Raw genomic sequence first — 25796 nt, 5'->3', positions numbered from 1 at the left:
TTGTATCCGCAAAAACGGATTCACAGGAGAAAGAATGATAGATCAAATTACCATAGACCGGATATTGGACGCGGCACAAATTATGGATGTCGTTTCGGATTTTGTCACCCTGCGCAAACGTGGTGTCAATTATGTCGGTTTATGTCCGTTCCACAGTGATAAAACCCCTTCTTTTTATGTCTCTCCTGCTAAAGGATTATGCAAATGTTTTGCTTGTGGAAAAGGTGGAAATGCCGTGCATTTCATTATGGAACACGAGCAGATGTCTTATCCGGAAGCATTGAAGTACCTTGCCAAGAAATATAATATTGAAATCAAGGAGCGGGAATTAAGCGATGAAGAGAAGTTTGTGCAAAGCGAACGCGAAAGTCTGTTTATCGTTAATAACTTTGCACGCGACTATTTCCAGAATATACTAAAAAATCATGTAGACGGGCGTAGCATCGGTATGGCCTATTTCCGCAACCGTGGCTTTCGCGACGACATCATTGAGAAATTCCAATTAGGTTACTGCACTGAAGCCCACGATGCATTCGCCAAAGAAGCAATCCAAAAAGGATATAAGAAAGAGTACTTGGTAAAAACAGGACTTTGCTACGAAACGGACGACCACCGGTTACGGGATCGTTTTTGGGGACGTGTTATTTTCCCTGTACATACGCTTTCCGGCAAAGTGGTGGCTTTTGGCGGACGTGTACTTGCCAGTGCAACGAAAGGGGTTAAAGTCAAATACGTCAATTCGCCCGAATCGGAAATTTACCACAAAAGTAACGAGTTATACGGTATATATTTTGCCAAACAGGCTATTGTAAAACAAGACCGTTGCTTTTTGGTTGAAGGCTACACGGACGTAATCTCCATGCATCAATCCGGCATAGAGAATGTGGTTGCTTCCTCGGGAACAGCCCTTACACCGGGACAAATCCGTATGATTCACCGGTTTACCAACAACATGACTGTGCTTTACGACGGCGACGCAGCAGGTATCAAGGCTTCTATCCGGGGAATTGACATGTTATTGGAGGAAGGTATGAATATCAAAGTCTGTCTTCTTCCCGATGGGGACGACCCGGACTCTTTTGCCCGCAAGCACAACTCAACGGAATTTCAGACTTTTATCTCGGAACATGAAACGGACTTTATCCGCTTCAAAACGAACTTGCTACTGGAGGATGCAGGAAAAGATCCCATCAAGCGTGCGGAACTGATTGGTAATCTGGTGCAAAGTATTTCTGTCATCCCTGAAGCAATTGTCAGAGACGTCTATATCAAAGAATGCGCACAGCTACTTCATGTAGAAGATAAGCTGCTAGTATCAGAAGTTGCCAAAAGGCGAGAAACTCAAGCAGAGAAGCGAGCTGAACAAACGGAACGGGAACGCCGGATGGCTGAAAGAACGGCTATGATGTCACAGGGCAGCACATCTCCTGAAGATGTTCCAATACCTAATGGAGATATTCCGTTACCTCCTGAAGTGGATGGCGGATATACAGATGTTCCTCCTGCTCTGCAGGAAGACAGTTATGCCTCCTTTATTCCACAGGAAGGAAAGGAAGGGCAGGAATTCTACAAATTCGAGCGACTGATATTACAGGCGGTAGTTCGTTATGGAGAGAAAATCATGTGTAACCTGACCGATGAAGAAGGAAACGAAATTCCGGTAACCGTCATAGAGTATGTGGTTAATGATTTGAAAGAGGACGAGTTAGCCTTCCATAATCCGCTGCACCGCCAAATGTTATCGGAAGCTGCTGCACACATGCACGATTCCAACTTCATTGCCGAACGTTATTTCCTGGCACATCCTGATCCGGTAATCAGTAAATTGAGTGTAGACTTGATTAATGTGCGTTATCAGCTTAGTAAGTATCACTCCAAGTCCCAAAAGATTGTGACGGATGAAGAGCGGCTCTATGAAATGGTTCCGATGTTAATGATTAACTTCAAGTATGCAATCGTAACAGAGGAATTGAAGCACATGCTTTATGCCCTCCAAGATCCTGCTCTTGCCCATGATAATGAGAAATGCGACTCACTTATGCAACGCTATAATGAGTTGAGAACCGTACAAAGCATCATGGCAAAGCGGTTGGGAGATCGCGTCGTTTTACGATAAACTTATTTGTTTAGTGAGCAGAAAATAGATTATACTCTTCCGTGTTGAATCAGATTCATAAACTCTTCACGAGTCTTTGCCTGATTGAAAGCTCCGGTAAAGTCAGAAGTAGTAGTAATAGAGTTTTGTTTTTCTACACCACGCATCTGCATACACATGTGTTTGGCTTCCACCACCACCATTACTCCCAGTGGATTCAGCGTTTCCTGAATGCACTCTTTGATTTGCAGTGTCATGCGTTCCTGCACTTGCAGACGATGAGAGAATATATCGACTACACGGGCAATCTTACTCAACCCTGTGATATAGCCATTAGGAATATAAGCCACGTGCGCCTTTCCGTAGAACGGCAACATGTGATGTTCACAAAGAGAGAAGAAATCGATATCTTTCACAATCACCATCTGGCTATATTCTTCCTGGAATTTAGCGGAGCGAAGCACTTCGTGAGGGTCCATGTGATACCCTTTCGTCAAGCTTAACATCGCCTTAGCCACCCGTTCCGGAGTTTTCAATAACCCTTCCCTTTCGGCATCTTCACCCAACAAAGTTATAATACTACGATAATGACTCTTTAACTCCTCCAGATTCGGAGAAACAATTTCTTCTTTTTCTAACATGATACAATTATAAAGGAATATTGATCTGGTCTCTTACAATAGAAACCTCTTTAAACACACCGGTAGCTTTCAACCGACGCATCATTGCGTCCGCTTCTTCAATGCTACGGAAATCACCTACACGACAAAGCCAACGAGGCGGATTGAACGAAGTATATACCGTCAATTCAGGAAAATACTCTTTCACACGCGATGCTACATGATAAGCATCATTCTTCGCCTGACGAGTATTGTTACCGGCATACGCCTGGATTCTGAATCCGGAAGTCTTTATTACTTTCTGTTCACCTGTTGCAGGACGTTCCATACCTATCAGAGCCTCGATGCGGGGATCTTGATGGATAGTCACCTTTCCTTGCCCCGGAATGTTACGTTCCAGACTCTTGATAATACTTTGCGCTTGCGCAAAAGTAGCTGTCAAAACAAACAATAGGGTAAGTAAAACTTTCATTATTAAACAGTTGATTGTTGATAAATGATAAATGACAGTTAGAGAATGACAGTCGGAAAATGATAGTTGAAAAGATAAACGATAGTCGATAGCAGGCTATAGTACATAGCAACTATCAACTATCATTTATCAACTATCATTTAATTGAAGGCATCAATGATACCTTTGAAATCAGATACTTTCAAAGCAGCACCACCAATCAAACCACCATCAACGTCCGGGTTAGCGAACAGTTCTTTAGCGTTAGAAGGTTTGCAACTACCACCGTAAAGGATAGAAGTATTGTCTGCGATTTCTTTACCATACTTGTTAGCTACGATAGAACGGATGAAAGCATGGATTTCCTGTGCTTGTTCAGGAGAAGCAGTTTTACCTGTACCGATAGCCCAAACCGGTTCGTAAGCCAATACAATCTTAGAGAAGTCTTCAGCAGACAGAGAGAATACAGATTCCATCTGTGCAGCTACCACTTCGTTCTGCTTGTTAGCTTCGCGTTCTTCCAACACTTCACCGATACAGAAAATCGGAGTCAGACCGTTAGCCAAAGCCAATTTTACTTTTTCTTCCAGGATAGCAACTGTTTCACCGTAGTATGCACGACGTTCAGAGTGTCCCAGAATTACATATTTTGCACCTGTAGAAGCAACCATTTCAGCTGAAACTTCACCTGTATATGCACCTGAAGCTTTGTCTGCACAGTTTTCAGCACCTACACCGATCTTTGCAGCGTCTACCAACGGAGTAACAGAAGCCAGGTGGATAAACGGAGTACAGATGATTACATCACAGTTAGGCTTTTCGTTAGCCAATGCTTCGTTCAATTCTTTAGCCAAAGCGATACCCTCTTGAAGGGTTTTGTTCATTTTCCAGTTTCCTGCAACAATGTTCTTTCTCATTTTGTTTTTTATTTTAAAGGGTTAATAAATTTACGATTTCACGATTGACAATTGAACGATCGGAATTAGCGTTCGTTACAGAGGCCGCTCGTTATCATTTATTTTTTTTATTCTTGTTCTTCTATTTTCGGATTCTCCGTTTTTAATTCTTTGCTTTTCATCTCTTCCTCTTGTTGCTTCCGCTTCGCGTTTTTCCGTTCTCTGCGGCGAACGACCAAAACATCCACCCCAAGCACTAACAACAATGGAATAACAAACCATAAGAATACATATCCTACCGTATGAGTGTCACTGCTCACCTTCTGCTTTCCTAACGGCAGATTTTCCAGTTTGTCCGTCAGCACATATTCATCCGGTATATCCTCATCGCTCCATTTATTCAAAATTGTTCCGTTCTTAATCAGTATCAATCCCGGATTGGAACGAACCATCGTCTTTAATGTAATATCATCCATCTGACAGAAAGGATATTCGGCTCCCGTCTTGTCCTTCCACAATTCGATCTGTTCTTCCGGTGAAGAAGTGAGGCAATAAAACTTATAGCCATGCTCCACCGAATAGTCATATATCTCATTAATCAAATCAATGTTACTATCATCCGCCTCTTCAATCCGATGGGCAACCAACAGGAAGGTGTATCCTATATCCGTCAATACATCGTCTGTTATATCCTCGCCCGTATTCAGATCAATCATAGAGAAATCGTGAATAGCCGGTTCATATCCTTTTTCCTTCAGGATTGTCCGTGTGTCGACAAATGTCCAGGTACTATCCGGATAGTTATCCAACGTAAATTCTTTCTTCTCTCCGTTCTTTTCCAAGATAAAGATGCTTTCATATACACTCGGTTTCGCTCCTTCGGGCATTGTCATTCCTTCCAGAATATTCTTTCCGATCTTGTAAGGACGAAAGTCTAAAACAGGCAGACGGTCCAGACAATAGAACGACAAAGTAAATACAAAGAACAACGTATAGAGAGAAACCAGCCACTCCATTTTCACACTGATAAAACGAACCAGCATCCTTCTGTGACGGAAAGCCATCATTGCTGCAAACAGCAGAACTATATTCTTACCGAATGTCTCCCAGTTCGTCAACACCCAGGCATCTCCAAAACAGCCACAGTCCGAAACCGGATCAAAGATGGCAAGATACAAGGTCAGTGGTGTCATGAAAATCATCAGCATCAAAGCCAACGAAGTAGCCAATGTTCTTCTGGTTGCAAAAAATAAGGAGATACCGATAAAAAACTCAACGGCTGACAAGATGATGCCTCCCAATAAAGGGAAGAATGAAGGGAACCAGGAAGCCATTCCGAATGCGGTCAGATAATCCTGGATCTTATACTGGAACCCCAGTGGATCAACTGCCTTTACAAATCCGGAAAAGATGAACGATGCCGCCAAAAGAAAGCGACACGTATTCGCCACTACCTCCTGAATGATATGTAAGTTCTTATCCTTCAAATTCTATCTTAATCAGTCCGAAAACAGAGTAATTAATCATATCCATATAATTGGCATCAATTCCCTCTGACACCAATGTGTTGCCGGCCAGGCTCTCAATCTGCTTGGTACGGTAAATCTTCATCAAGATCAAGTCTGTGTAAGAGCTGACACGCATGCTCCGCCAGGCTTCATCATAATCATGGTTTTTGGCAAGCATCAGGTCTAATGCCTCTTTTGCATACTTATCGTATAAAGCCATCGCTTCTTCATTGCTGATGTCGGCAGACTCGGCATAACCCAGTTCCAACTGGATGAGCCCGACAATGCCATAATTGACAATCGCAATAAATTCAGCACGGATTCCCTCATCAATCAAGGTCACTCCTTTGGTTTCAATACTACGAATCCGATTGGCTTTAATAAAAATCTGGTCAGTCACCGAAGCCGGACGCAGGATACGCCATGCAGGCCCGTAATCGTGCAGCTTCTTGGAAAATAAGTCACGGCACAAAGCGATGACATGTTCAAATTGTTGCTTGGTATCTTTCATCTTCTTCCAAATAGTGCGCAAAGGTAACAATAATTAAGTAAAAACAGAAAGAGGGCACTCTAAATTATATTAAAGTGCCCTCTCCTAAAGATATTGTATTACTGTTTTATAAGCTATATTTTTTATGAACAACGCAAAACCTGTCCGATACGCAAAGTAGTGGTCGGTTTGATACGGTTCAGTTTGCAAAGCGTGCTGACTGATACGCCACGCAATTTAGCAATGCGGGACAATGTATCGCCACTCTTCACCTTATGATAACGGATAGTACCGTCAGCCACTTGGGTATCATGAGAGCCTGCACGTTTCACACCTTTTGTTTTGCGGAACGTATAAGTATCGGCAACGATATCCTGTTTTGGAAAGTCAAACATATAAATCGGATTAATTGCAATTCCCAGGAAGCGGGTTTCGAAATGAAGATGCGAACCTGTAGAACGTCCGGTGTTACCACCCAACCCGATCGGTTCACCAGCTTTTACCAACTGATTTTCTTCAACCAACTGCTTAGACAAGTGTCCATATATAGTTTCCAATCCATTATCGTGACGAATGACTACATATTTACCGTACCCTCTGCGTTCATATTTCACAATACGTACCTTACCATCAAAAGCAGAAACAATCGTATCACCGATATTAACTTTTAAATCAAGGCCATTATGCATTCTTCTCCAACGCGGGCCAAAAGGCGAAGTTATTTTTGTACTCGGAGTCGGCATACGAAAACCCGTCAGGTCAATTGTATATGTTTCCGGAATAATCGCATTTCCATAAGAATGCGCATATTGATTATTCCAATTCGGATAAAGACTTAAAGCGGGATATTCGGATTGTTCGGCACGGATTTGCTTCTGCAATGCCAAAGAATCTACTGATTTTAATTTTTTGTCTATCGGTGCCTGGCGGGCAATCAGGTCTTGTGAGAAAGAGCTCAAGCTGACCATAGCCGCAACAGCGACCAATCCTGTTTTAATAATGCAATTGAAATTCATTCCTTTTTTATCAATTCTATTTAATATTCGTCATTTGCATACAGGTAGTTAAATATCGCCTGCTTGTAATCGAATATTTCTTCCGGTTTAAAAAATCTCTTTAATTCAATAGCCGCAGTCTCCGGAGAATCAGAAGCATGAACTATATTTTCCTGAAAGCTCATGCTGTAATCCCCACGAATGGTACCCGGGGCAGCCAGACGTCCATTAGTTGGTCCCGCCAACGTACGGACTGTTTGAATAGCATCCACACCTTCGAAACAACAAACAATGACAGGAGCTGTCATCATCGAATCTTTCACACGCTGAAAGAAGGATTTGCCGCTAAGGTGGGCATAATGTTCGCTCAACAATTCATCAGTCAGTTGCATCATCTTCATGCCAGCCAACCGTAATCCTTTACGCTCAAAGCGATGAGTAATCTCACCAACCAATCCCCGTTGAAGGGTACACGGTTTTAAAATGACCAGCGTTTTTTCAAGCATAATACTCGACTTTGCAAATGGTTAAACAATACATTTACTAAAAAAATTCTTCCAAAGATAGTGTTTTCCTACGAAATGGCAAGGAAGTTATTAACTATTTTTCAGAAGCTTAGAACGAAAAGGAAGAGGAATCAGGTCGTTAAACTCCTATAAATAGGGAGAATAGAGCCGAAATATGTTTTGCAACACATTTACGCAAATAAACTGCATGTTTAACCGTTTTTCAGCTTATGGCAGCCCAGTTAACATTCGTTTTCCGTAAGGCTTTAAGCTGTCGCCATAAGATTTCGTTCTCCGGACTTTGTGCTGCAGGGTCTTGTTCTACAATACTTTCAGCTATAGCACGAACGTATTGCAACAGTTGACCGTCGCGGACAATATCCGCGATCTTCAAATCGAAAGCGATACCGCTTTGCTGTGTACCTTCAAGATCACCGGGACCACGCAGTTTCAAATCGGCCTCCGCTATTTCAAAACCATCATTGGTGCGCACCATGATTTCCAATCGTTTCCGGGTATCCTCCGTCAACTTGTAATTCGTCACCAGAATACAATAAGACTGTTCCGCTCCACGTCCTACCCGGCCACGCAACTGATGCAACTGCGAAAGCCCGAAACGTTCTGCATTTTCAATAATCATCACCGAAGCATTCGGGACGTTCACTCCGACTTCAATGACGGTAGTAGCCACCATGATCTGCGCTTTGCCCGAAACAAAAAGCTGCATTTGCTCATCCTTCTCGGCTGGTTTCATTTTGCCATGCACTTTACAAACCGTACATTTGGGAAACTCTTCCAGAACATGTTGATATCCTTCTTCAAGGTTCTTCAAATCAATCTTTTCGCTTTCTTTAATCAGCGGATAGACAATGTAGACCTGACGTCCTTCTTCAATTTGTTTGCGCACCGAACGGTACATACTTTCCCGACGGTTATCAAATTGGTGAATGGTAGTAATCGGTTTCCTTCCGGGTGGAAGCTCGTCGATAACAGACACGTCCAAATCACCATACAATGTCATTGCCAAAGTGCGTGGGATCGGGGTAGCAGTCATCACGAGCACATGTGGAGGTTGAACATTCTTACTCCAAAGGCGGGCGCGTTGTGCCACGCCAAAGCGATGCTGTTCGTCGATAACAACGAAACCTAAAGAAGAGAAATTGACAGTATCTTCAATAACGGCATGCGTTCCTATTAATATCTTCACATCTCCGGTCAGCAATCCGGTCAGAATCGCTTCCCGCCTTTTGCCTTTAATAGAGCCTGTCAGCAGTTCGACACGGATATCCATACCAAAGAGCAGTTCTTTGATCGTTTCATAATGCTGGTTCGCCAAGATTTCGGTGGGTGCCATCATGCAAGCCTGATAACCGTTATCCAACGCCAACAACATACTCATCAAAGCAACCAGTGTTTTCCCGCTTCCTACATCTCCCTGCAAGAGGCGGTTCATCTGCCTGCCACTGCCGACATCGTTCCGTATTTCCTTCAATACCCGCTTCTGTGCACCTGTCAGTTGAAAAGGAAGATTCTTTGTATAAAATGTATTGAACACATCTCCCACTTTCTCAAAGATATATCCACGATATCTTTTTTGTCTATCTTTGGCATAGCGGAGGATATTCAGTTGAACATAAAACAGTTCTTCGAACTTAAGGCGATATTGCGCCCTGCGAAGCACATCGGGATTGGTCGGGAAGTGGATATTCCGGAGAGCTTCCGTCAAAGGCATCAGATGATGTTCCGCCAGCAATTTGGAAGAAAGTGTTTCAGGCAGAGGCTCCTGTATTTGTTGAATCACCGTTGCCATCATCTTCTCAATCGCGTGAGAGTTGAGGAAACTGCGCTTCATCTTCTCTGTCGTATTATAATAAGGTTGCAATCCCACCGAAGAAAGTTTCAAATCTTCCGGCTTGTCTACATCGGGATGCGCCACATTGATACGTCCGTTGAAAACAGTCGGTTTGCCGAAGATGATATATTCCTCGTGCAGTTTATACTTACCTAAGATATACTTAATGCCTTGAAACCACACCAAATCCACGACTCCCGTACCATCCGAAAAGTGCGCCGTCAAACGACGTTGACGTCCTTCGCCAATGGTTTCGAAACCGAGAATTTCTCCTTTCAACTGGATATACGGCATATTGCCATCTATTTCGTGAATGTAATAGATGCGGCTCCGGTCAATATATTTATAAGGGAAATAATAAATTAAATCGTGCAAGGAGTAGATTTCCAACTCCTTATTTAATACAGCGGCTTTTTGAGGGCCTACACCGGAGATAAATTTTATGTCGCGTGTGGCTAAATCGAACATTTATAAAAGAGCACTCCCTACTTTTAAATCGAAAGGAGTCGTTATTTTTATATTTTCACGGTTACCTTCCGCCAGATACACAGGTATTCCCATTGCTTCGACAACGGAAGCGTCATCTGTAAAGAAGGGAGTAAATTCTTGTGCATAGGCTTGTTTCAACAACTCTACATCGAAAACCTGCGGTGTTTGCACCAGCTTGTAATCATTCCGGCTGACCGTTTCACTTCCGGCATCTGTCAGATGGCGAAGTGTCTCTACCACATCCACCACAGGAATCACTGCTTTCTGCACTTTTGCCAAGTCATAACAACGGCGAATCACTTCTACCGACACAAACGGACGTACTCCATCATGCACCCCTACCAGTCCCGGCTCCTGCACCAGTGCCAGACCGTTCTTTACAGAGTGAAAACGTGTTTCGCCTCCATCGGCAAGGGTATGTTCCACCGCAAAGCTGTGTTTTTGGCAAAGTTGCTTCCAAAAGTCCTGCTGTTCCCGTGGAAGCACTACTATGATTTGAAGTGTTTCGTCATATCTCCTGAATACTTTCAGGGTATGCATCAACACAGGTTTATCACCCATGGGAAGGAATTGTTTCGGGAGGTCACTTCCCATTCGCAAGCCCTTTCCACCGGCGACAATGATTACATATTTCTTCATGGACGGTTTAGCGTTTAACACACATCGCTTCTACCAGTTCGTCTACTTTTTCTTTACCTACCAACAGGTCAACGATTGTCAAAGCAAATTCCATGGCAGCACCCGGTCCCATACCGGTAATGATGTTTCCATCACGTACGACGGGTTCATTTACACATTCTGCACCATCCAGATATTGTTCAAAACTCGGATAACAGGTAGCTTTCTTTCCTTTCAGCAGTCCCAGTTTACCCAATACCATCGGAGCAGCACAAATGGCCGCAATAGGTTTACCTTTTGCGGCAAAATCAAGAATCAATTTACGCAACCCTTCGTGCTTGTCAAGTGTGGCAGCTCCCGGCATTCCTCCCGGTAACAACAACAGTTCAGCATCGAAGAAATCGCAATTCTCGAAGTTGATATCGCAAAGGACGGATACGTCATGTGCTCCCACTACAATTTCATCCGGTGTAACGGATACGATTTCTACATTAAGTCCGGCACGTCTCAACGTGTCAATAGCAGTAAAGGCTTCAATTTCTTCAAAACCATCTGCAAAAAAAGCGTATACAGTTCCCATAATCCTTTATATATTTGGTTAATGATACTATCTCAAGTTAAAATAATAGGTGATTGTCCCTGTCTGGTTATTCACCCCATCTATCGTATTAAAACGGGCTTTCTTCGCTGCGTCCTCCGCTGCCTTACGCAAAGTGGAATTTACCGTATTCGTTTGAGGGCTAATACTGGTCGATATCACTTGCCCTGCAGGATTCACGGTGATATTCACCACTACACGTCCTTCTTCCTGCACATTATATACAGGCTTCGGCAAACTGCCCGTACCTAAAGAACGTCCGCCAAGGTCAAATGTTCCATAACCTCCGGTTCCGGTCTTCGCTCCGGTAGAAGAGTTTCCCTCCTTGCTACCTTCGGTTCCCGTACCACTAGCCGCTGTTCCTTTATTTCCTGTCATTTGCGCTCCCTTTCCAAACGCACCGGACACCCTCTTTCTGGCAGCTTCTTCGGCAGCCTTACGTTCACGTTCCGCTTTTTCTTCTGCCAGCCGTTTCGCTTCCGCAGCTTTTTCGGCTTCCGTTTTCTCCGGCTTCTTCACCGGTTCTTTCGGCTTGACCACCTCTTTAGGTTTCACCGTTTCTTTTTTCGGTTCTTCCGTCTTAGGTTTCAGAGTTACTGTTTCCTCTTCAGTCTGCGTCAATAAATCCTGTTCCGAAGGAAGTTCCGGTGCTGTTTCCGCGGGTGCTGCCGCATCTTCATCCATGATATCCACGTCTACCAGAGAGGGATCATCGAAGCCACTCGCTGCGTCTACATTTCCCATCATTACAGGCACTCCGCCTGCATCTTCATCCGGTTGAGGGACAGTAAAGCTCACCAGAATCAAAAGAGCAATCACTGCCACATGCACCAACAGTGCACCCAGCGCTCCTATGTATTCACCCTTTTTTCTTCTGTCCATTGTTTCTTATTTATTTTCAGGCGGGCGTGTAGCCAACACCATCTTAAAATGATTCTCGTTTGCAATGTTCAATACCCTTACGATCTCACGGTAAGGTACCGATTCATCTGCATACAATGCCACGTACATTTCCGGCTCCTTCTCTGCGCAACTCTGCAAGAATGAAGTCAGATCGTTCAGCGCCACCGGCTGCTCTTTTTCATTGCCGAAAGCGGCATAGAAATTCAAGTCTTTATCGATAACCACTCTTGTCAGCGGTTTGGTCGAAGTCTGCTGCTTGCCTTGCGGCAACAGGACTTTGATAGCATTGGGCGACACCACCGTAGAGGTTATCATAAAGAATATCAGCAACAGGAAGATGACGTCCGTCATGGAAGCCATGCTAAAATTGGGCGATACTCTATTTCTTCTTTTTAATCCCATCAGCCTATTATTTTGCCGGCTCGTTCAACAAGTCCATGAACTCCATTGTACGAGACTCCATTTTATTTACCACACGGTCTACCAGCATCACCAGATAATTGTAGGCAAACATAGCAATGATACCGACAATCAGACCACCGACCGTAGTAATCATAGCTTCATAGATACCACCAGAAAGCAAAGTGATATCAATGTTTCCGCTTCCGGCATTCGCCATTTCGTAGAATGCACGTACCATACCGGTCACCGTACCGAGGAATCCGAGCATCGGAGCACCTCCGGAAATAGTTGCCATTACAGTCAATCCTTTTTCCAGCTTTGCCACTTCAATATTACCTACATTCTCAATAGCTACCTGTACATCGTTAATAGGACGTCCTAAACGGCTGATCCCTTTTTCTATCATACGTGCCGAAGGGGTGTTTATCGTACGGCAATAGTTAATAGCCGCTTTGATCTCACCGCTATGAATATAGTCTTTAATCCGCTCCATAAACATCGGGTCCTCTTTTCCTGCCTTACGAATCATGTAGTTACGTTCAAACAGGATATAGAAACAGACAACCGACAATACACCCAGCACAATCATAATCCATCCACCCTTGATAGCCATATCAAGCATGTTCATTTCAGGAGCATTCACCTCCGTCAATACGGGGTTGGCAGTAGCCAGCGAGTCGGCCATATTCATAGCCCCTTGGGCTAACAAGATCATTGCATTCATGAGCGTAGACAGTTTTTATATTCCTGAATGGTACGTTCGAGTCCCAGATACAACGCATCGCTAATCAACGCATGTCCGATGGAGACTTCATCCACCCAAGGAATGTTTTTATAGAAATAATTTAAATTAACCAGACTCAAGTCGTGTCCGGCGTTCAATCCGATACCCAGTTTACGGGCAGTCTTTGCGGCTTCGATAAAAGGAGCGATGGCAGCTTCCGGATTCTTCGGATAGTTCGTTGCGTATGGTTCGGTATACAGTTCGACACGATCCGCTCCCGCTTTTGCCGCATATTCCACCATTTCAGGATCGGCTGCCACAAAAACGGAAGTACGAATACCGGCGCTGTTAAACTGATCGAGCACTTCAGTCAGGAATTCCAGATTTGCTTTGGTGTCCCAACCGGAATTAGAAGTAATCTGTGAAGGATCGTCGGGAACCAAAGTTACTTGATGAGGTTTGACTTTCAACACCAGGTCAATAAATTCCGGAGCGGGATAACCTTCGATATTAAATTCCGTGCGCAACAAAGGGCGCAAATCATATACATCTGAACGACGAATGTGGCGTTCATCGGGACGAGGATGAACAGTGATACCGTCTGCACCAAAAGATTCACAATCAAGCGCTACCTTTACTACATCGGGAACATTTCCTCCGCGAGCATTCCTTAGCGTAGCAATCTTGTTTATGTTTACACTTAATTTAGTCATAGTTCTACGTTATATTTGCCGCAAAAATACAAATATTATTATTAGTTGCCTAATAATACGAAACGCATTATGGGTTCTTTTTTGGTTATTTAAAGTAGAAATCCAAGAAAAAATGCCAAATTTGCATCCTGAACTAATGATATTGCTTATGAAATTCGCCATTTTCGGAAATACTTATCAGGCTAAAAAGTCCTCTCATGCTGTCACCTTGTTTAAACTTTTAAAGAAACAGGGAGCAGAGATTGGTATGTGCAGGGAATTTTATCAATTCCTAGTTTCTGAAAATATGGATATTAAAGCAGATCAATTATTTGATGGTGATGATTTTACTGCCGATATGGTAATCAGCATCGGAGGCGACGGAACATTTCTGAAAGCTGCCCGCCGCGTAGGAAGAAAAGGGATTCCTATTTTGGGAATTAACACAGGACGTTTAGGATTTCTGGCAGATATTTCGCCGGAGGAAATGGAGGAAACATTTGATGAAATCCAAAACGGCAGATATAGTGTGGAGGAACGGAGCGTACTTCAGTTGATCTGCAACGACAAACATCTCCAAGATTCTCCTTATGCCCTCAACGAAATAGCTATTCTCAAACGAGACAGCTCCTCAATGATTAGTATCCGGACAGCTATTAATGGCGCGTATCTGAATACTTATCAAGCTGACGGGTTAGTAATTGCCACTCCAACAGGTTCCACAGCCTACTCTTTGAGTGTAGGAGGCCCGATCATCGTCCCTCATTCCAACACTATTGCCATCACTCCGGTGGCTCCACATAGTCTCAACGTCCGTCCTATCGTTATTCGGGATGACTGGGAGATTACATTAGATGTAGAAAGCAGAAGTCACAACTTCCTCGTCGCCATCGACGGGAGGAGCGAGACTTGCAAAGAAACGACTCAACTAACCATCCGTCGGGCAGATTACAGCATAAAGGTAGTGAAACGTTTTAATCACATTTTTTTCGATACACTCCGCAGCAAGATGATGTGGGGAGCTGACGGAAGACGGTAAGCAGTTCACATTATGCAACCGTTATTCCTCATCACCCGATTCAACTATACGGTACTTAAAAATAGAACTTCTAAAAAAAGGGACATTCAAGTTGTTGGGAATGCAACAAATTGGGTATAGATTCCAACTAAAGAGAAAAAGGGCCGGGATTTACTATCTTCAGAAATTAGATTAACATGATTTCCCCTTATATTTACTCAATAAGATTAAAATTATACTGATTGCATTTACAAATCATTCTTTTATAGACAACAGTCCTTCATTTTATCAATTTCTCCTTATCTTTATTCGCATACAAACTAGAGAGAAAAACTGCTTCCAATCATTCCCATATGAGTTCCTCACCGAGAAAAGAGTTGTCCCTCACCGAAGAACTTATCCTTCCTCGGCGAGGGACATCTCGTTGATTTTAATCCAACGAAGGCTTCTACGATTAAAAAGCCGCATATTGTATGCAAATTCATGCTACATTCACCCTATTTTCTGTATATTATTGCAATTATTTATGCAGTTCTTTCCCCAGTTCATCCATAAAAGAACAGCTGTTACCCGAAGAAATATTAAAAACAGACCATCGGGTTAGTTAATATAGAAGAAAATTAAAATATCGGTAGAGAAAAATAATACCCCGATATTAATTTAATGTAAACGACTGCGAACCAATCAGGTTCCCGCCTTCAAAAATATCTACCCGGTAATTTCCGGCATATAGAAACTCTTCTACATCCCAAAACACATTGATATTCTGTTCTTCTCCGTTATACTCAATATACTTCTTAATTGAATAAACCAATGTACGGTTTTCATAAGGGAAAGTATTGGATGCACTCTTGGTCAGTACATCATTATCGGGTTTGGTAATACGTATATAAATGGTACGTTCACCGTTTTCAGCAGTTATATTCTTCACGACCGTGAAACTGATAGCCAATTTCACCACATCTTTCACCTTCTTCGCCACTTTACCGCGTTTATTGCGTGGTTCGATACGAATATTAGTTGCATCGAGTTGTGCGGCTAACGTCACCTTCTTATCCAGATTTTTCTTTTCTTCGGAAAGGTTACTGATTTGTTGTGAAGCCTGATTATATTTTTGTGTTACTTCTGCAATGACCTGTTTCTGCTGTGCAGCCAGTTTATTTAGTGAATCAATCTGATTAATATAACCAACCATTACTTTACGTAAAGTAGCCAATTCTTTCTTTAAACGACGAATCTCTGTTGCATTCGAACTCTTCACAGTACGAAGTTCTTCTAATAGACGTTGGGTCTTTAACTGTTCCTGTTCTAACAATACTCCTAATGAGTCATTAGTAACCTTAAACTTCAATTCATCATATTCTTGCACAAAACGACTATATTCGTTTTCCAGATCTTCCTTATCCAATTGGAATTCCTGCACTAACTCCCGATTAGCTTTTTTTTCGGTAAACAATAAATAAGTAATACCAATAATAGCTATCACCAAGATAGCCACGGCCGCAATAAGAAGGCTTTTTTTACTCATAGTTTCAGTTGTGAATTGATAACGTGCGCAAAAGTAATCATTTCGCAACAGAAGTCAAGCAGAAAAGCAGAGAGTTTTTTGATAACCCTCTGCTAATCCATACAATTTTAACTTATTTGCTTGCTAACTTATTCAGTTCAGCAGGTGTTACTACTGTAACTAATAAACATCTTGCAACTTTTTCTTAAAAGAATGAAAGACAAGTCCCGGAATATTATTCGTTACTAGTTTAAGATCACCCATATTTAAATACAATGCATTCTTACATTGAGTCTGATATTGTTTTACCCCAATCTGTTCCACTATATTCTGTACAACCTCTTCACAAGGAGAATTTATTCCATCGGATAGGTTCCACAATTCTTCCACATTATCTTTGCGCTTAGTAACAAACCGAAATCCCCTTTTCTTTAGTTCCTGCACCAACTCTCCTTTCCCGATACGTGCATTCACATGTACGGTTTTATTCTCTAGGAGAATACCTTTTTCATAAACATCCACCACTTTCTGTATATCACGTTTTATCCTGTCGATCGTTGATACAGGAGGGACAAACTGCCAAAACAATAATGGAATATATCCTTGAGTCAACTCATACAAAGGTTGTGATATTAAATATTCATTTAGATAAGTCCCCTGTACGGAAACCTTTGTTTGCTCCCGATTCTTATACATAAAATACATACCCATATTTGCACCGAGATTATACATATCCATCATATCATGAGTAGCAATCAAAGAATAAACTTGTGCCGGAGTATGTTCACAAATACCTTTTGATATATTATCAATCTGCCTGTTGACAACACCGCTCTCCCAATCGGCCAAGTCCTTACCTTTTTCAAGAGATAACGTATCATAGTCCACGACATTTCTTGATATCGTTTTGATGTCATGCTCTGAACCGGATTGGGTATATAAAATATAAAGAGAGCCGTCTGCATACTCCTGACCATCCACTCCGGTTTTATTAAGTTTCCGACAATAAGATTCACTTTTCACGTCTTCCCCTATGCCTGCGATAATTACATTTTCTACTTCATGTTCTATTATAAACTTCCGATATTCATCAGGCAAAGCCAATAATTTTATCCAGGCAACTCCGACATCATCCATGGAAGCATCATATCCCAATGTCGCATAACAGGGTACTCCAGCTTGCGAGGAATATTCTAATATGGAAGAAACTTCTTTGGTAGAATTGACAGAAACCAAAAAATGTAATGGCAATACGGGAGCCTCCATAGCTGCAGAAAGATAAGGTACCGCCGGTACTCCCGTAGCTATTATCACAGTTTTAAGTTTCTTCGACTTACCCAAATACTCATTATATAAATCTACTGTATGCTGAACGGATTGTTGAAGGAAATCAGGTGTCCCCCATACCGGTTTGGGACCTCCTCCCGGACCAATCTGCCATGTATGGCTCACACCTGCCGTCAGATTAGCTAAAGATTTTTGGACAGCATATTCCGCACTCATTCCACCATCGAGCATAAACACATTCAAACCTTTATATTCCTCTTTAGCAATCTGATAGGTAGTCAACATTCCGGGAGTTACCACCCTAAAATAAGAAGAATATGTCAACTGTCCCTCCTCTTTTTGATAAACACCTACGGCTGCAGGCGTAAATTCTGAAGGAACTTCCCAAACAAATGGTTCTCCGCCAATCTCCGCAAGAACCGGTTCTCCTTTCTTGGAGAGATATTTCAGTATAATCGTTTTACCTTCTGACTTCCCATCAAAAGTAAACACAACCTTCTCCCCTTGTGAATAAACGAATTTATCCGTCAGCACACGAGCTCCAATCTCTCCTCCTGCCAATAGTGCAATGAAGAAAGTTACCATCAATTGTTTTATATTCATTTCGTTAGTTTAAATCTTAAATCCGATGTTATATCAATGTTCTACTAATCTCATATTTCCAACCTGTGCACAAATAGTACGAAGCTCCTCCAATGTCAGGTACTCCATCGACTTAACCGTATTCCGATACTTCTGCACTCCAATACGTTCAATTATATCATAAGCAAATTCTTCAGCCGAACCTATTTTATGATTAATGCGTCCCAAATACTCTTCCGTTTCTCCATCATCTTCCGGATTCCATTTATCTACACTCTGCCTAATTCTAATATTCTCCGAAGTGACACCTCTTGCTATCAGCTCGTCATAAAACTCATAGCGTCTCATATTAGAATTCAGATAGAAAGATCCCTCATACAGATGATCGACAACATCAGGAAAATACCCGGCAATAGCTGGCTTCAGATAACCATCAATACGTTCTACTGTAGAAGCCGCCGAATTAAATTGCCAATATAATAAAGGTACATATCCAACAAACGCTTCATATTGAGGGTGATTCGTAAGATACTCGTTAAAAATAACTCCATTCACAAAAGGTGCCTGCAACTTGCTTTGATTCTTTTTTATATATTGAAGCGTCAGGAAAGAAGATATATTGTACAAAGCCATCATATCATCAGTCTCAATCGTATAAGCTTTCACATTTGCCATCGCTTGCGCAGAGCCGGATATATTGGCTATCTGATCATCGACAATTCCACTTTCCCAATCAGAGATATACTGTCCTTCACCCAATTTTAACTGATTATAGTCATACAACCGATGTTTCAGTGCGTCAATATCGGCATCCGAACCAAAGTTAGTATACAATATATATAAAGAACCAGGCGCATATTCATCGGTAATTGTATTCTGCGTCAAAACCCTTCGGGAATAAGACTCTCCATGTCCTTCCTGACCTACTCCATAAATATAAACTTCTTCCACCTGATGATCTTTTATAAATTGCTTATATTCTTCCGGCAAATCCAATAATTTTATCCAGGCAACTCCCACTCCGGGCATAGAACCGTCATAACCCAATGTGGCATAAGAGGCATATCCATTTTGATTGGAATAATCGAGTATAGCTTGTACTTCAGAAGCAGAATTAGCCGATACCAGATAATGAATAGGTAAATAGGCTGCCCCCATCATTGTTGCAAAGTAAGAAACAGATGCGATCCCCGTTCCAACCACCACTCTCTTTATCTTTGTGGCAGCCCCGATCTCCGAATTGTAAAGCTCAACAGTTTTGCGAACGGAACGTTGCAAAAACTCCGGAGTAGGCGCAACCGGATAAGTACCACCCTGCGGAGCCTCCTCCATGGTGGCAGCCATTCCTTGATCGAAAGCAACCATCGTTTTTAACACACCGAACCCGGCACTCATATCTCCTATCTGACGATAAACAGGAAGTCCCTGATAATCTAACTTTTGAATATCGTAAGTCAACAGCGACTGCTCGTTGACAGCTCTGAAAGATGTTCCGTCAATTGTAGTGGTTATCCCATCTTCAAAATCTAACAGGAACTTGACAGCACAAAAGGAAGAAGGCTTTAATGCAGCTGGAAGGGTATACAGTGTCCCGGCATCCACAGGAACAGATTGTCCCGGTTCTATTTGAATATGGGAAGCAACAGACTTTTCTGTCAATACACACCCTCCATCATCCAAGTTCTGAATCACCACTTTTACTTCACGAATATCCATCGGATAGTTCGTTTCATTTTTCAAGGTAAAAGAGCAATTTACAGGATCTCCCGGCCAATAGGCAACTTTATTTAATTTCACATCAGAGGCTTTAGCCATTGTTGTACGAAAGCCGTCATCAACAACTTCCGAATCTTTGCATCCGCTCATGATAGCCAATGCAGAAAAAGTGATGATTATACTTGAAATATAACTAATTATTCTCATTGTGTTTTTCTTTTAAAATTGAATCCTTGTATTTATTCATCAATAAAGTAGCAATCTCAACAGCATTACTAACCGGTTCGGAAGGATAACGTTCATGTGACTTGACCCAGTCAATTTCAAACTGCGTCACTCTTTGATGAAAAGCATCAGCATTAAACGGCTGCTTGTTAGAAACAGAGCGAATAACTTCATCTATAAACATTTCCCAACGAGGCGCATAATATCCCGATACCAAACCTCCCCAAGTACGATTTGCATAATCGTTTAAACTTTGATCTTTATCTCCCCAGGTTGAAACGATAGTACGGGCATTTTCTTCGTAATAATTTTTAGAGGCTTCGTCTATACCTAATGAACGGGCATCTTCAATCCATTTTCCCAGTAAAAAAGAAGATTGTGTACTTAATAAAGTATCAACATCACGCAGTAGTTGTTTCATTTCAGCTCCTTTTTGTTTTAATAGCGGTAATTGCTTCCGGGAATAAGCTTCCGCAAATTCATCGCGAAGCTTCCCGAAATAATTCCCCAGCACTTGCCTTCCTATATTAACAACATCATATTCATAAGCAGAATGTCGATGTTCTCCGGCTTTCAACAACATCTCCCATACCTCAAACAAAGTTTCATTGGAATACGCTACCGTAGACGTAGTCGTCCAATTGCCATTTCCTTTTAAACAAGGACGCGCATTCATCAATGTCCCCTGTCCCAAAGCAGCTGGTGCTGTATAAATACTGTCATAAAGCAATTTCCATGCCCGACGCATTTGTTGGTTTCTCAAGCCAATTCGCCTGTCTGCCAGTTGTTCTATCCATACAGAGTCCGGCAGATTACAATCCCATGCTTTACTGAAAACATATTCATACATGAAAGGATTTACATCAAACCCCTCCAAAGTAGAACCCAGTCCCGAAAAGTTTTCTCCACCATTGGTATATACATTTTCGATTCGTTTCCCCACTTCTTTGGTGTTTCCGGCAAGCATTGTATTTCCTCCGAAATTTCCTAAATAGCACCATAAATATGGTTGCCCGAAATACCGATCTGTCTGCTTCCAGACTTCAGTATTCTCACAATAATAGTCCAGTAGCAACAGTTTATCTTGAGGGACTGCTTTCAAGAAAGCTTCTACCCGTTCGTTTGTCCATAAATGTCGGTCAATATAGAATAACCATGTCATTTGTAACCAAGTAGCATCCGGATCGACATGCGTCATCGATTGATAAATATGCTTCGAGCAATTGGCTAAAAATTCCGGTTCCCAACTTGGAGGGGCTACTTCATTAAAAGGATCTGCCCCATAAATATGGTCTGTTCCGAACAACTTAGTTTGCTCTTCCAGAAACTCTTTCTGTATGGTTGCAAACAATGGGTCAAGCGGATCCAGAAAGTGGCTTCTGTATTTATCCTCGAAACCTCCCCAAGAGCTCATCCGGCTAATCTTAGCTTCCGGATAGATTCTTTTAAGTTCCGACGGTACATGTCCGGCAAATGCAGGAAGTATGGGGCGCATATTAAATTGACGTTCACGGGCTACGATTTGTTTCTGCAATGCTTCTTGTGTATCCAGCCATTCTTTAGGCAGAGGCCCCTGCCAATAATCCAGGTTAGACATACGATGCCAAGGCAAGTGAGCAGGCCCTGTGAAATAGTTCCGTATTTCCTCATCCGTCAATCCTAATTTCGTCCATACGCGATACCAGACAGATTCTTGTCCGGTGATTGCCAAAGGCATATTGATTCCATTTAAAGCCATCCAGTCTATCAACCGTTCCCAATCCTTCCATGTCCACCATGGCATTGTATAACCGAAGGTACAGTAATTAAGAAAGAATCGGTTCTTGCAACGGGCAGTCGAAGTTATTTTTGCCGGTGGCATGGGTAATACTTCCGGCATCTCCACCGTATCATTCACATACCAGGAAACAGAGGTAAGGCAGTAATGATTCAGATAATAGTTCAGCCCTACAGCCATCGAATTTGCGTTATTTCCCCGTATTCGTACTGTTCCTCCTTGCGCTTCTATTTCATACCAATCTTTATCAATCTTTTCCGATTGTTCAAAACTAAATTGGGAAGCATACTCCGGAAATAAACGTTCCACCATCTGTTGCATCGCTTTTTCATCTTCTGTACTTTCTTTGCAGGAAGAACACAATACGATCAACATCAGTAGAAATAAACATTTAATCTTACACATACTATTTATATTTTCATTTATATATTTCTTTAAAAAAACGAATGTATCCGATGTTACCCACTAGACACATTCGCTTGTCAAAGGGAGTAGTGTGATTACCGACCTAGTTGGTAATCGTCAGATGTGTAAGTCCCGCATCATCAAAATTCTTTTTAGTAAGCGGCACATCCGGTCCTATAATAACTGTGTTAAGTTTCTTCAGTTTCTTCAGAACTGTCAGGTCAACTTTCGGATTAATCGTTTTATCCACCGAGAAACCTTTACCCTTTATGATAGAAAGTGTTTCCAGATTAACAAAAGGTAAAATATCAACCAACGTTTGTATTTCTCCCTGAATCGTCAGTGATTTAAAGTTCTCTATATCCTGGCAAGCAGGCATACGGTCGGCAAATCCTATCAACCATGTGTCCCACCAATCGAAATATTCAAAACGTAAATCGGTAGTGGACCAGTCTTCGCCGATTGTAGGACCATATATCAATGCCCATTCACCGGATAATGATTTTTTAAATTCCGAATCATTGTAGAAAGGAACATTTTCCGGACGAGTGTTTGAGGCAGGTACATATTTATCCGTCAAAGATTTAGTCTGTATTTCAATCGTTTGTTCCGGACCGGCAACTCCTTTCGCCAGAAGTTGTACTTTGATTGTACTCTTTTGATTATGAGGTAAATTGGCAACGTATGAATAATCCGTAGGTTTAAATTTATCCATCACCTCTTCACCATCCCGATCCGTATAAGAAACCTTTATCTCGTCAACAACGGGAGGAAATGCCCACTGCAAAACAGCAGAAGTGGCACTACTTACTCCGACAGCGGCTTCAATCGGTAAGGAAGACAAATCAATATCTGCCGTATTAATCACAGTCTGTTCTGAATAATTCCAGTAATCTCCTGCTGATTCCGTACGTCCCAAAGCTCTTAGATAATATGTGCTGTTAGGGTTTAAGAACAGAGTCTCCGTAAATTCTCCCGACAATTCTGTCAAATTCTTCTTTATTCGTTTGTAAGTATGTGAACCGCTTTCGCTTTCATTCATAGCCGTACGTTGTCCGGGATATTGCTCTTTGCCATATACCAATCCTATTTCCTGATTCTTGGAGCGTTCGTCATTTACCTGATAAGTAAAAGTGACGTTCGCTGTAATGCCGTACAACACTTCCACCTTCTTAATTTTCAATGTTACGTTGGGGGTAACAATCAAGTCCATTTTCTTAAAACTACGAATATCACCATAAATGGTATCCAACTCAAAGAACGGTCCGTTCGCCCATACTTTATAGCGGGAAGGGTATACTTTGGTATTGCGATATGTTCCTTCAGGAAGTGTGTTATACTCCAAGGGAACCGCTACATTTCCATACTCCAGATCAAGTAACTTTAATTTAGCTCCATAATATTCGGTAGCCACCTTTTCACCGGTCAGCCTGTCAATAAAAGCGCCTTCGTAGCCACCGGTCAAGTCATCCACACGTTCGTCAAGTTCACACCCTGACAGATTCAGTGTTAACACTGCTAAAAGTAACAGTTTGATATTTATATATAATCTAGCTCTATTCATATTCTTTTCTTTTAGGGTTATCAATTCCAACCGTCATTCTGCACGATACCCGGGCTTTTGCTTAAAGGAAGCGGACAATAATAGTCTCTTTCCTCGAACCATTTCACTCTCGTAGCCAAATCCGGTGCTTCTACTTTCTCCAACGTATAATAAACGGAGGCAGGAGAAGTTGTTTCATCGATATGAAGAATGGGATAGAGAGCCTTCAACGTTTTATTGTGCATCTTTTCTTCCCCAATGCGCCAACGCTTCAAGTCCCAATAACGGAATCCTTCATACATCAAGTCTATCCGGCGTTCATGCCGTACAACCTCCAAGTCCATCGTTTTGGCAGGCAATCCTCCATGTATACTACGCAATAGGTCAAAAGCGACTTGGGCAACCGCTAAATAGTCATTCACTCCATAGGTTGAAAGCTCAACGGCAGCTTCAGCCAAATTTAAAATAACCTCGCCATACCGAATAACGACAGCATCCTGATCGTTTTCTTGTATAAGATAATCATCCAACCTCTTCACTCCATACAGTGTTTTTTTCAGAAAAAATCCCCAGTTAGTAGTTCCTGCGGCGGAAAGGTTCAAGAAGATACCATCTGCTCCACTTTTCATGTATTTTTCGTGACCGGGCACTTTCCCCGCTCCCATCCAATCTTCAGATTTTTCATAAGAATATTCTTCAGTAGTTCCATCTGTCCTTTTTACGAGTGTTTTCCGGTAAATAGAGAAACGTTCTCCCAAGAACTCTCCTCCCGGATAAATAACAGTGGCATCCAGACGTTTATCACGATTTGCAAAAAAATCTTCGGGATTATTCTTTGAAGCGGCATAATCCAATGGCTGAATCTTACCGTCTAATGTTTCAAATTGTTCGACAACATCTAAAGGAGGAACCATAAAGGCACAGTAACCGGCCCGTTTAATACGATAAGACTGATACCAGTAATCCTCATATACAGCCACTCCTGTCTTGGCAACATTAGCAAAACGGAAAATTATCTCATTATTATTTTCATCTTTTCCATTAAACAAATCGCCAAATTCAGTAGAGAGCGCATACTTACCATCATCAACGATTTCCTTTGCTGCTTTTGCCGCTTCCAATAAATATGTTTTCGCCATTTCTTTGCGGATTCCCTGGAAACTATTATTTGAAACTTTTCCATACTTAGCAATAGTCCCCGCATACAACATAGCCCTCGACTTCAACGCCAAAGCTGTATACCGATTGGCACGGTCACGATCTTCTGATGCAATACGCTGTACTTTCGGAAGCAATACAAGAGCCGAGTCCAAGTTATCTTTTATATAATCCCAGGATTTTTCCTCTGTAGAACGATTGTTGATGGAGCTTACATCATCCAACGGACTTGAATACAAAGGCACGCCCCCATATCGTTTCACCATCTCAAAATACAGATAAGCACGAATAAAATAAGCCTCACCGACTGTACTCAACACCCCTTCATTATCCGAATTCTTATAAGTGGCGATAAACTTATTAACAATGTTGATTGTCTTATAATTCCATACCGCCTCAAATATTTCACCTTTGCTTTGAGAAAAGACTCCTCCAAAAACAGTACCCGGAGTGTTATTTCTCATAACCCCATTCTCGTACGTAATATTGCTCGCTCCATCATCGGTAAAAGCATCCAGATGATGTTGCCTGTACGACATTGCTCCGTCACCGATACAATGGATTGATTTACGTAATTCCGCATAATTGGATAAGAACTGTGCTTCTGCCAGTTCGGGATATTTGGCAATGTCCTCTTCACTAAGAATGGTTTTCGAATCGACAGTAAGCCAATCGCTACATCCACAGCACAAGCTCAATGCCAATACCATATATATGATAGATTTTACTTTCATAACCT

At 42.0% G+C, this 25796-nt stretch carries 22 protein-coding genes; 2 read left to right on the top strand and 20 right to left on the bottom strand.

The window, feature by feature from the left end; genetic code table 11:
- The first annotated feature begins 34 nt into the window (after positions 1–34).
- Positions 35–2116 carry a DNA primase gene (gene dnaG / locus BSCG_RS07720; protein ID WP_004315469.1) on the top strand — a complete coding sequence of 694 codons (2082 nt, stop codon included), beginning with the start codon at positions 35–37 and terminating at the stop codon, positions 2114–2116.
- Between the two features lie 29 nt (positions 2117–2145).
- On the opposite strand, the gene folE is transcribed toward dnaG, so the two are convergent.
- The 14 genes from folE to BSCG_RS07790 all read right to left on the bottom strand — a co-directional run bounded on the left by folE (position 2146) and on the right by BSCG_RS07790 (position 13860).
- Entirely contained in the window at positions 2146–2736 is a 591-nt protein-coding gene (gene folE, locus BSCG_RS07725) for a GTP cyclohydrolase I FolE (protein WP_004297261.1), read from the bottom strand.
- A 7-nt stretch (positions 2737–2743) separates the two neighbouring features.
- Positions 2744–3187 (bottom strand): SPOR domain-containing protein, encoded by a 444-nt coding sequence (locus BSCG_RS07730; RefSeq protein WP_004297260.1) that lies wholly within the window; start codon positions 3185–3187, stop codon positions 2744–2746.
- A 140-nt stretch (positions 3188–3327) separates the two neighbouring features.
- The gene (tpiA, locus tag BSCG_RS07735; protein ID WP_004297259.1) at positions 3328–4083 is read right to left on the bottom strand and encodes a triose-phosphate isomerase; all 756 of its coding nucleotides are present in this window, start codon (positions 4081–4083) and stop codon (positions 3328–3330) included.
- Positions 4084–4190: 107 nt separating this feature from the next.
- On the bottom strand, positions 4191–5549 hold the full coding sequence (locus BSCG_RS07740; protein WP_004315468.1) for a BT_3928 family protein: 1359 nt from the start codon (positions 5547–5549) through the stop codon (positions 4191–4193).
- Complete coding sequence (locus BSCG_RS07745; protein WP_004297257.1) at positions 5539–6081, bottom strand: DUF1599 domain-containing protein; 543 nt, start codon at positions 6079–6081, stop codon at positions 5539–5541. The genes BSCG_RS07740 and BSCG_RS07745 overlap by 11 nt, the downstream gene beginning before the upstream one ends.
- A gap of 122 nt (positions 6082–6203) precedes the next feature.
- Positions 6204–7076, bottom strand: a complete 873-nt coding sequence (locus BSCG_RS07750) for a peptidoglycan DD-metalloendopeptidase family protein (protein ID WP_004297256.1) — start codon at positions 7074–7076, stop codon at positions 6204–6206.
- A 20-nt stretch (positions 7077–7096) separates the two neighbouring features.
- The gene (gene ndk / locus BSCG_RS07755; RefSeq protein WP_008776717.1) at positions 7097–7561 is read right to left on the bottom strand and encodes a nucleoside-diphosphate kinase; all 465 of its coding nucleotides are present in this window, start codon (positions 7559–7561) and stop codon (positions 7097–7099) included.
- A gap of 223 nt (positions 7562–7784) precedes the next feature.
- A complete protein-coding gene (gene recG / locus BSCG_RS07760) occupies positions 7785–9881 on the bottom strand; it encodes an ATP-dependent DNA helicase RecG (RefSeq protein ID WP_008776716.1) in 2097 nt (698 codons plus the stop codon).
- Complete coding sequence (locus BSCG_RS07765; RefSeq protein ID WP_008776715.1) at positions 9882–10541, bottom strand: 2-C-methyl-D-erythritol 4-phosphate cytidylyltransferase; 660 nt, start codon at positions 10539–10541, stop codon at positions 9882–9884.
- 7 nt (positions 10542–10548) lie between these two features.
- Complete coding sequence (locus tag BSCG_RS07770) at positions 10549–11100, bottom strand: DJ-1 family glyoxalase III (RefSeq protein ID WP_008020485.1); 552 nt, start codon at positions 11098–11100, stop codon at positions 10549–10551.
- A 27-nt stretch (positions 11101–11127) separates the two neighbouring features.
- Positions 11128–12000, bottom strand: a complete 873-nt coding sequence (locus tag BSCG_RS07775) for a cell envelope integrity protein TolA (RefSeq protein WP_008020484.1) — start codon at positions 11998–12000, stop codon at positions 11128–11130.
- A 6-nt stretch (positions 12001–12006) separates the two neighbouring features.
- Complete coding sequence (locus BSCG_RS07780; protein WP_008776714.1) at positions 12007–12423, bottom strand: ExbD/TolR family protein; 417 nt, start codon at positions 12421–12423, stop codon at positions 12007–12009.
- Between the two features lie 7 nt (positions 12424–12430).
- A complete protein-coding gene (locus BSCG_RS07785; RefSeq protein WP_004307838.1) occupies positions 12431–13147 on the bottom strand; it encodes a MotA/TolQ/ExbB proton channel family protein in 717 nt (238 codons plus the stop codon).
- Positions 13144–13860, bottom strand: coding sequence for a pyridoxine 5'-phosphate synthase (locus BSCG_RS07790; protein WP_004307837.1), 717 nt, complete (start codon positions 13858–13860; stop codon positions 13144–13146). The genes BSCG_RS07785 and BSCG_RS07790 overlap by 4 nt, the downstream gene beginning before the upstream one ends.
- 148 nt (positions 13861–14008) lie before the next feature.
- Here BSCG_RS07790 and BSCG_RS07795 point away from each other — a divergent pair, with 148 nt between their 5' ends.
- Positions 14009–14878 carry an NAD kinase gene (locus BSCG_RS07795; protein ID WP_004307836.1) on the top strand — a complete coding sequence of 290 codons (870 nt, stop codon included), beginning with the start codon at positions 14009–14011 and terminating at the stop codon, positions 14876–14878.
- Positions 14879–15512: 634 nt separating this feature from the next.
- On the opposite strand, the gene BSCG_RS07800 is transcribed toward BSCG_RS07795, so the two are convergent.
- The 6 genes from BSCG_RS07800 to BSCG_RS07825 form a co-directional block, all read right to left on the bottom strand.
- Positions 15513–16385, bottom strand: coding sequence for a hypothetical protein (locus BSCG_RS07800; protein ID WP_008776712.1), 873 nt, complete (start codon positions 16383–16385; stop codon positions 15513–15515).
- Positions 16386–16544: 159 nt separating this feature from the next.
- On the bottom strand, positions 16545–18254 hold the full coding sequence (locus tag BSCG_RS07805; protein WP_032849645.1) for a hypothetical protein: 1710 nt from the start codon (positions 18252–18254) through the stop codon (positions 16545–16547).
- A 33-nt stretch (positions 18255–18287) separates the two neighbouring features.
- Positions 18288–20156 (bottom strand): hypothetical protein, encoded by a 1869-nt coding sequence (locus BSCG_RS07810; RefSeq protein ID WP_008776710.1) that lies wholly within the window; start codon positions 20154–20156, stop codon positions 18288–18290.
- Positions 20143–22356: an alpha-N-acetylglucosaminidase gene (locus BSCG_RS07815; protein WP_008776709.1), complete on the bottom strand. Its 2214-nt coding sequence runs from the start codon at positions 22354–22356 to the stop codon at positions 20143–20145. Before BSCG_RS07815 ends, BSCG_RS07810 begins: the two co-directional genes overlap by 14 nt.
- A gap of 103 nt (positions 22357–22459) precedes the next feature.
- Positions 22460–23920 carry a DUF3823 domain-containing protein gene (locus BSCG_RS07820; protein WP_032849656.1) on the bottom strand — a complete coding sequence of 487 codons (1461 nt, stop codon included), beginning with the start codon at positions 23918–23920 and terminating at the stop codon, positions 22460–22462.
- Between the two features lie 20 nt (positions 23921–23940).
- Positions 23941–25791 carry a RagB/SusD family nutrient uptake outer membrane protein gene (locus BSCG_RS07825; RefSeq protein WP_008776707.1) on the bottom strand — a complete coding sequence of 617 codons (1851 nt, stop codon included), beginning with the start codon at positions 25789–25791 and terminating at the stop codon, positions 23941–23943.
- Between the last annotated feature and the right edge of the window lie 5 nt (positions 25792–25796).

The sequence above is a fragment of the Bacteroides sp. 2_2_4 genome (assembly GCF_000157055.1).
In the GTDB taxonomy this organism is placed as follows: domain Bacteria; phylum Bacteroidota; class Bacteroidia; order Bacteroidales; family Bacteroidaceae; genus Bacteroides; species Bacteroides ovatus.
Note: the sequence above shows the minus strand (reverse complement) of the source record. Positions and strands in the feature narration are given on the sequence as shown.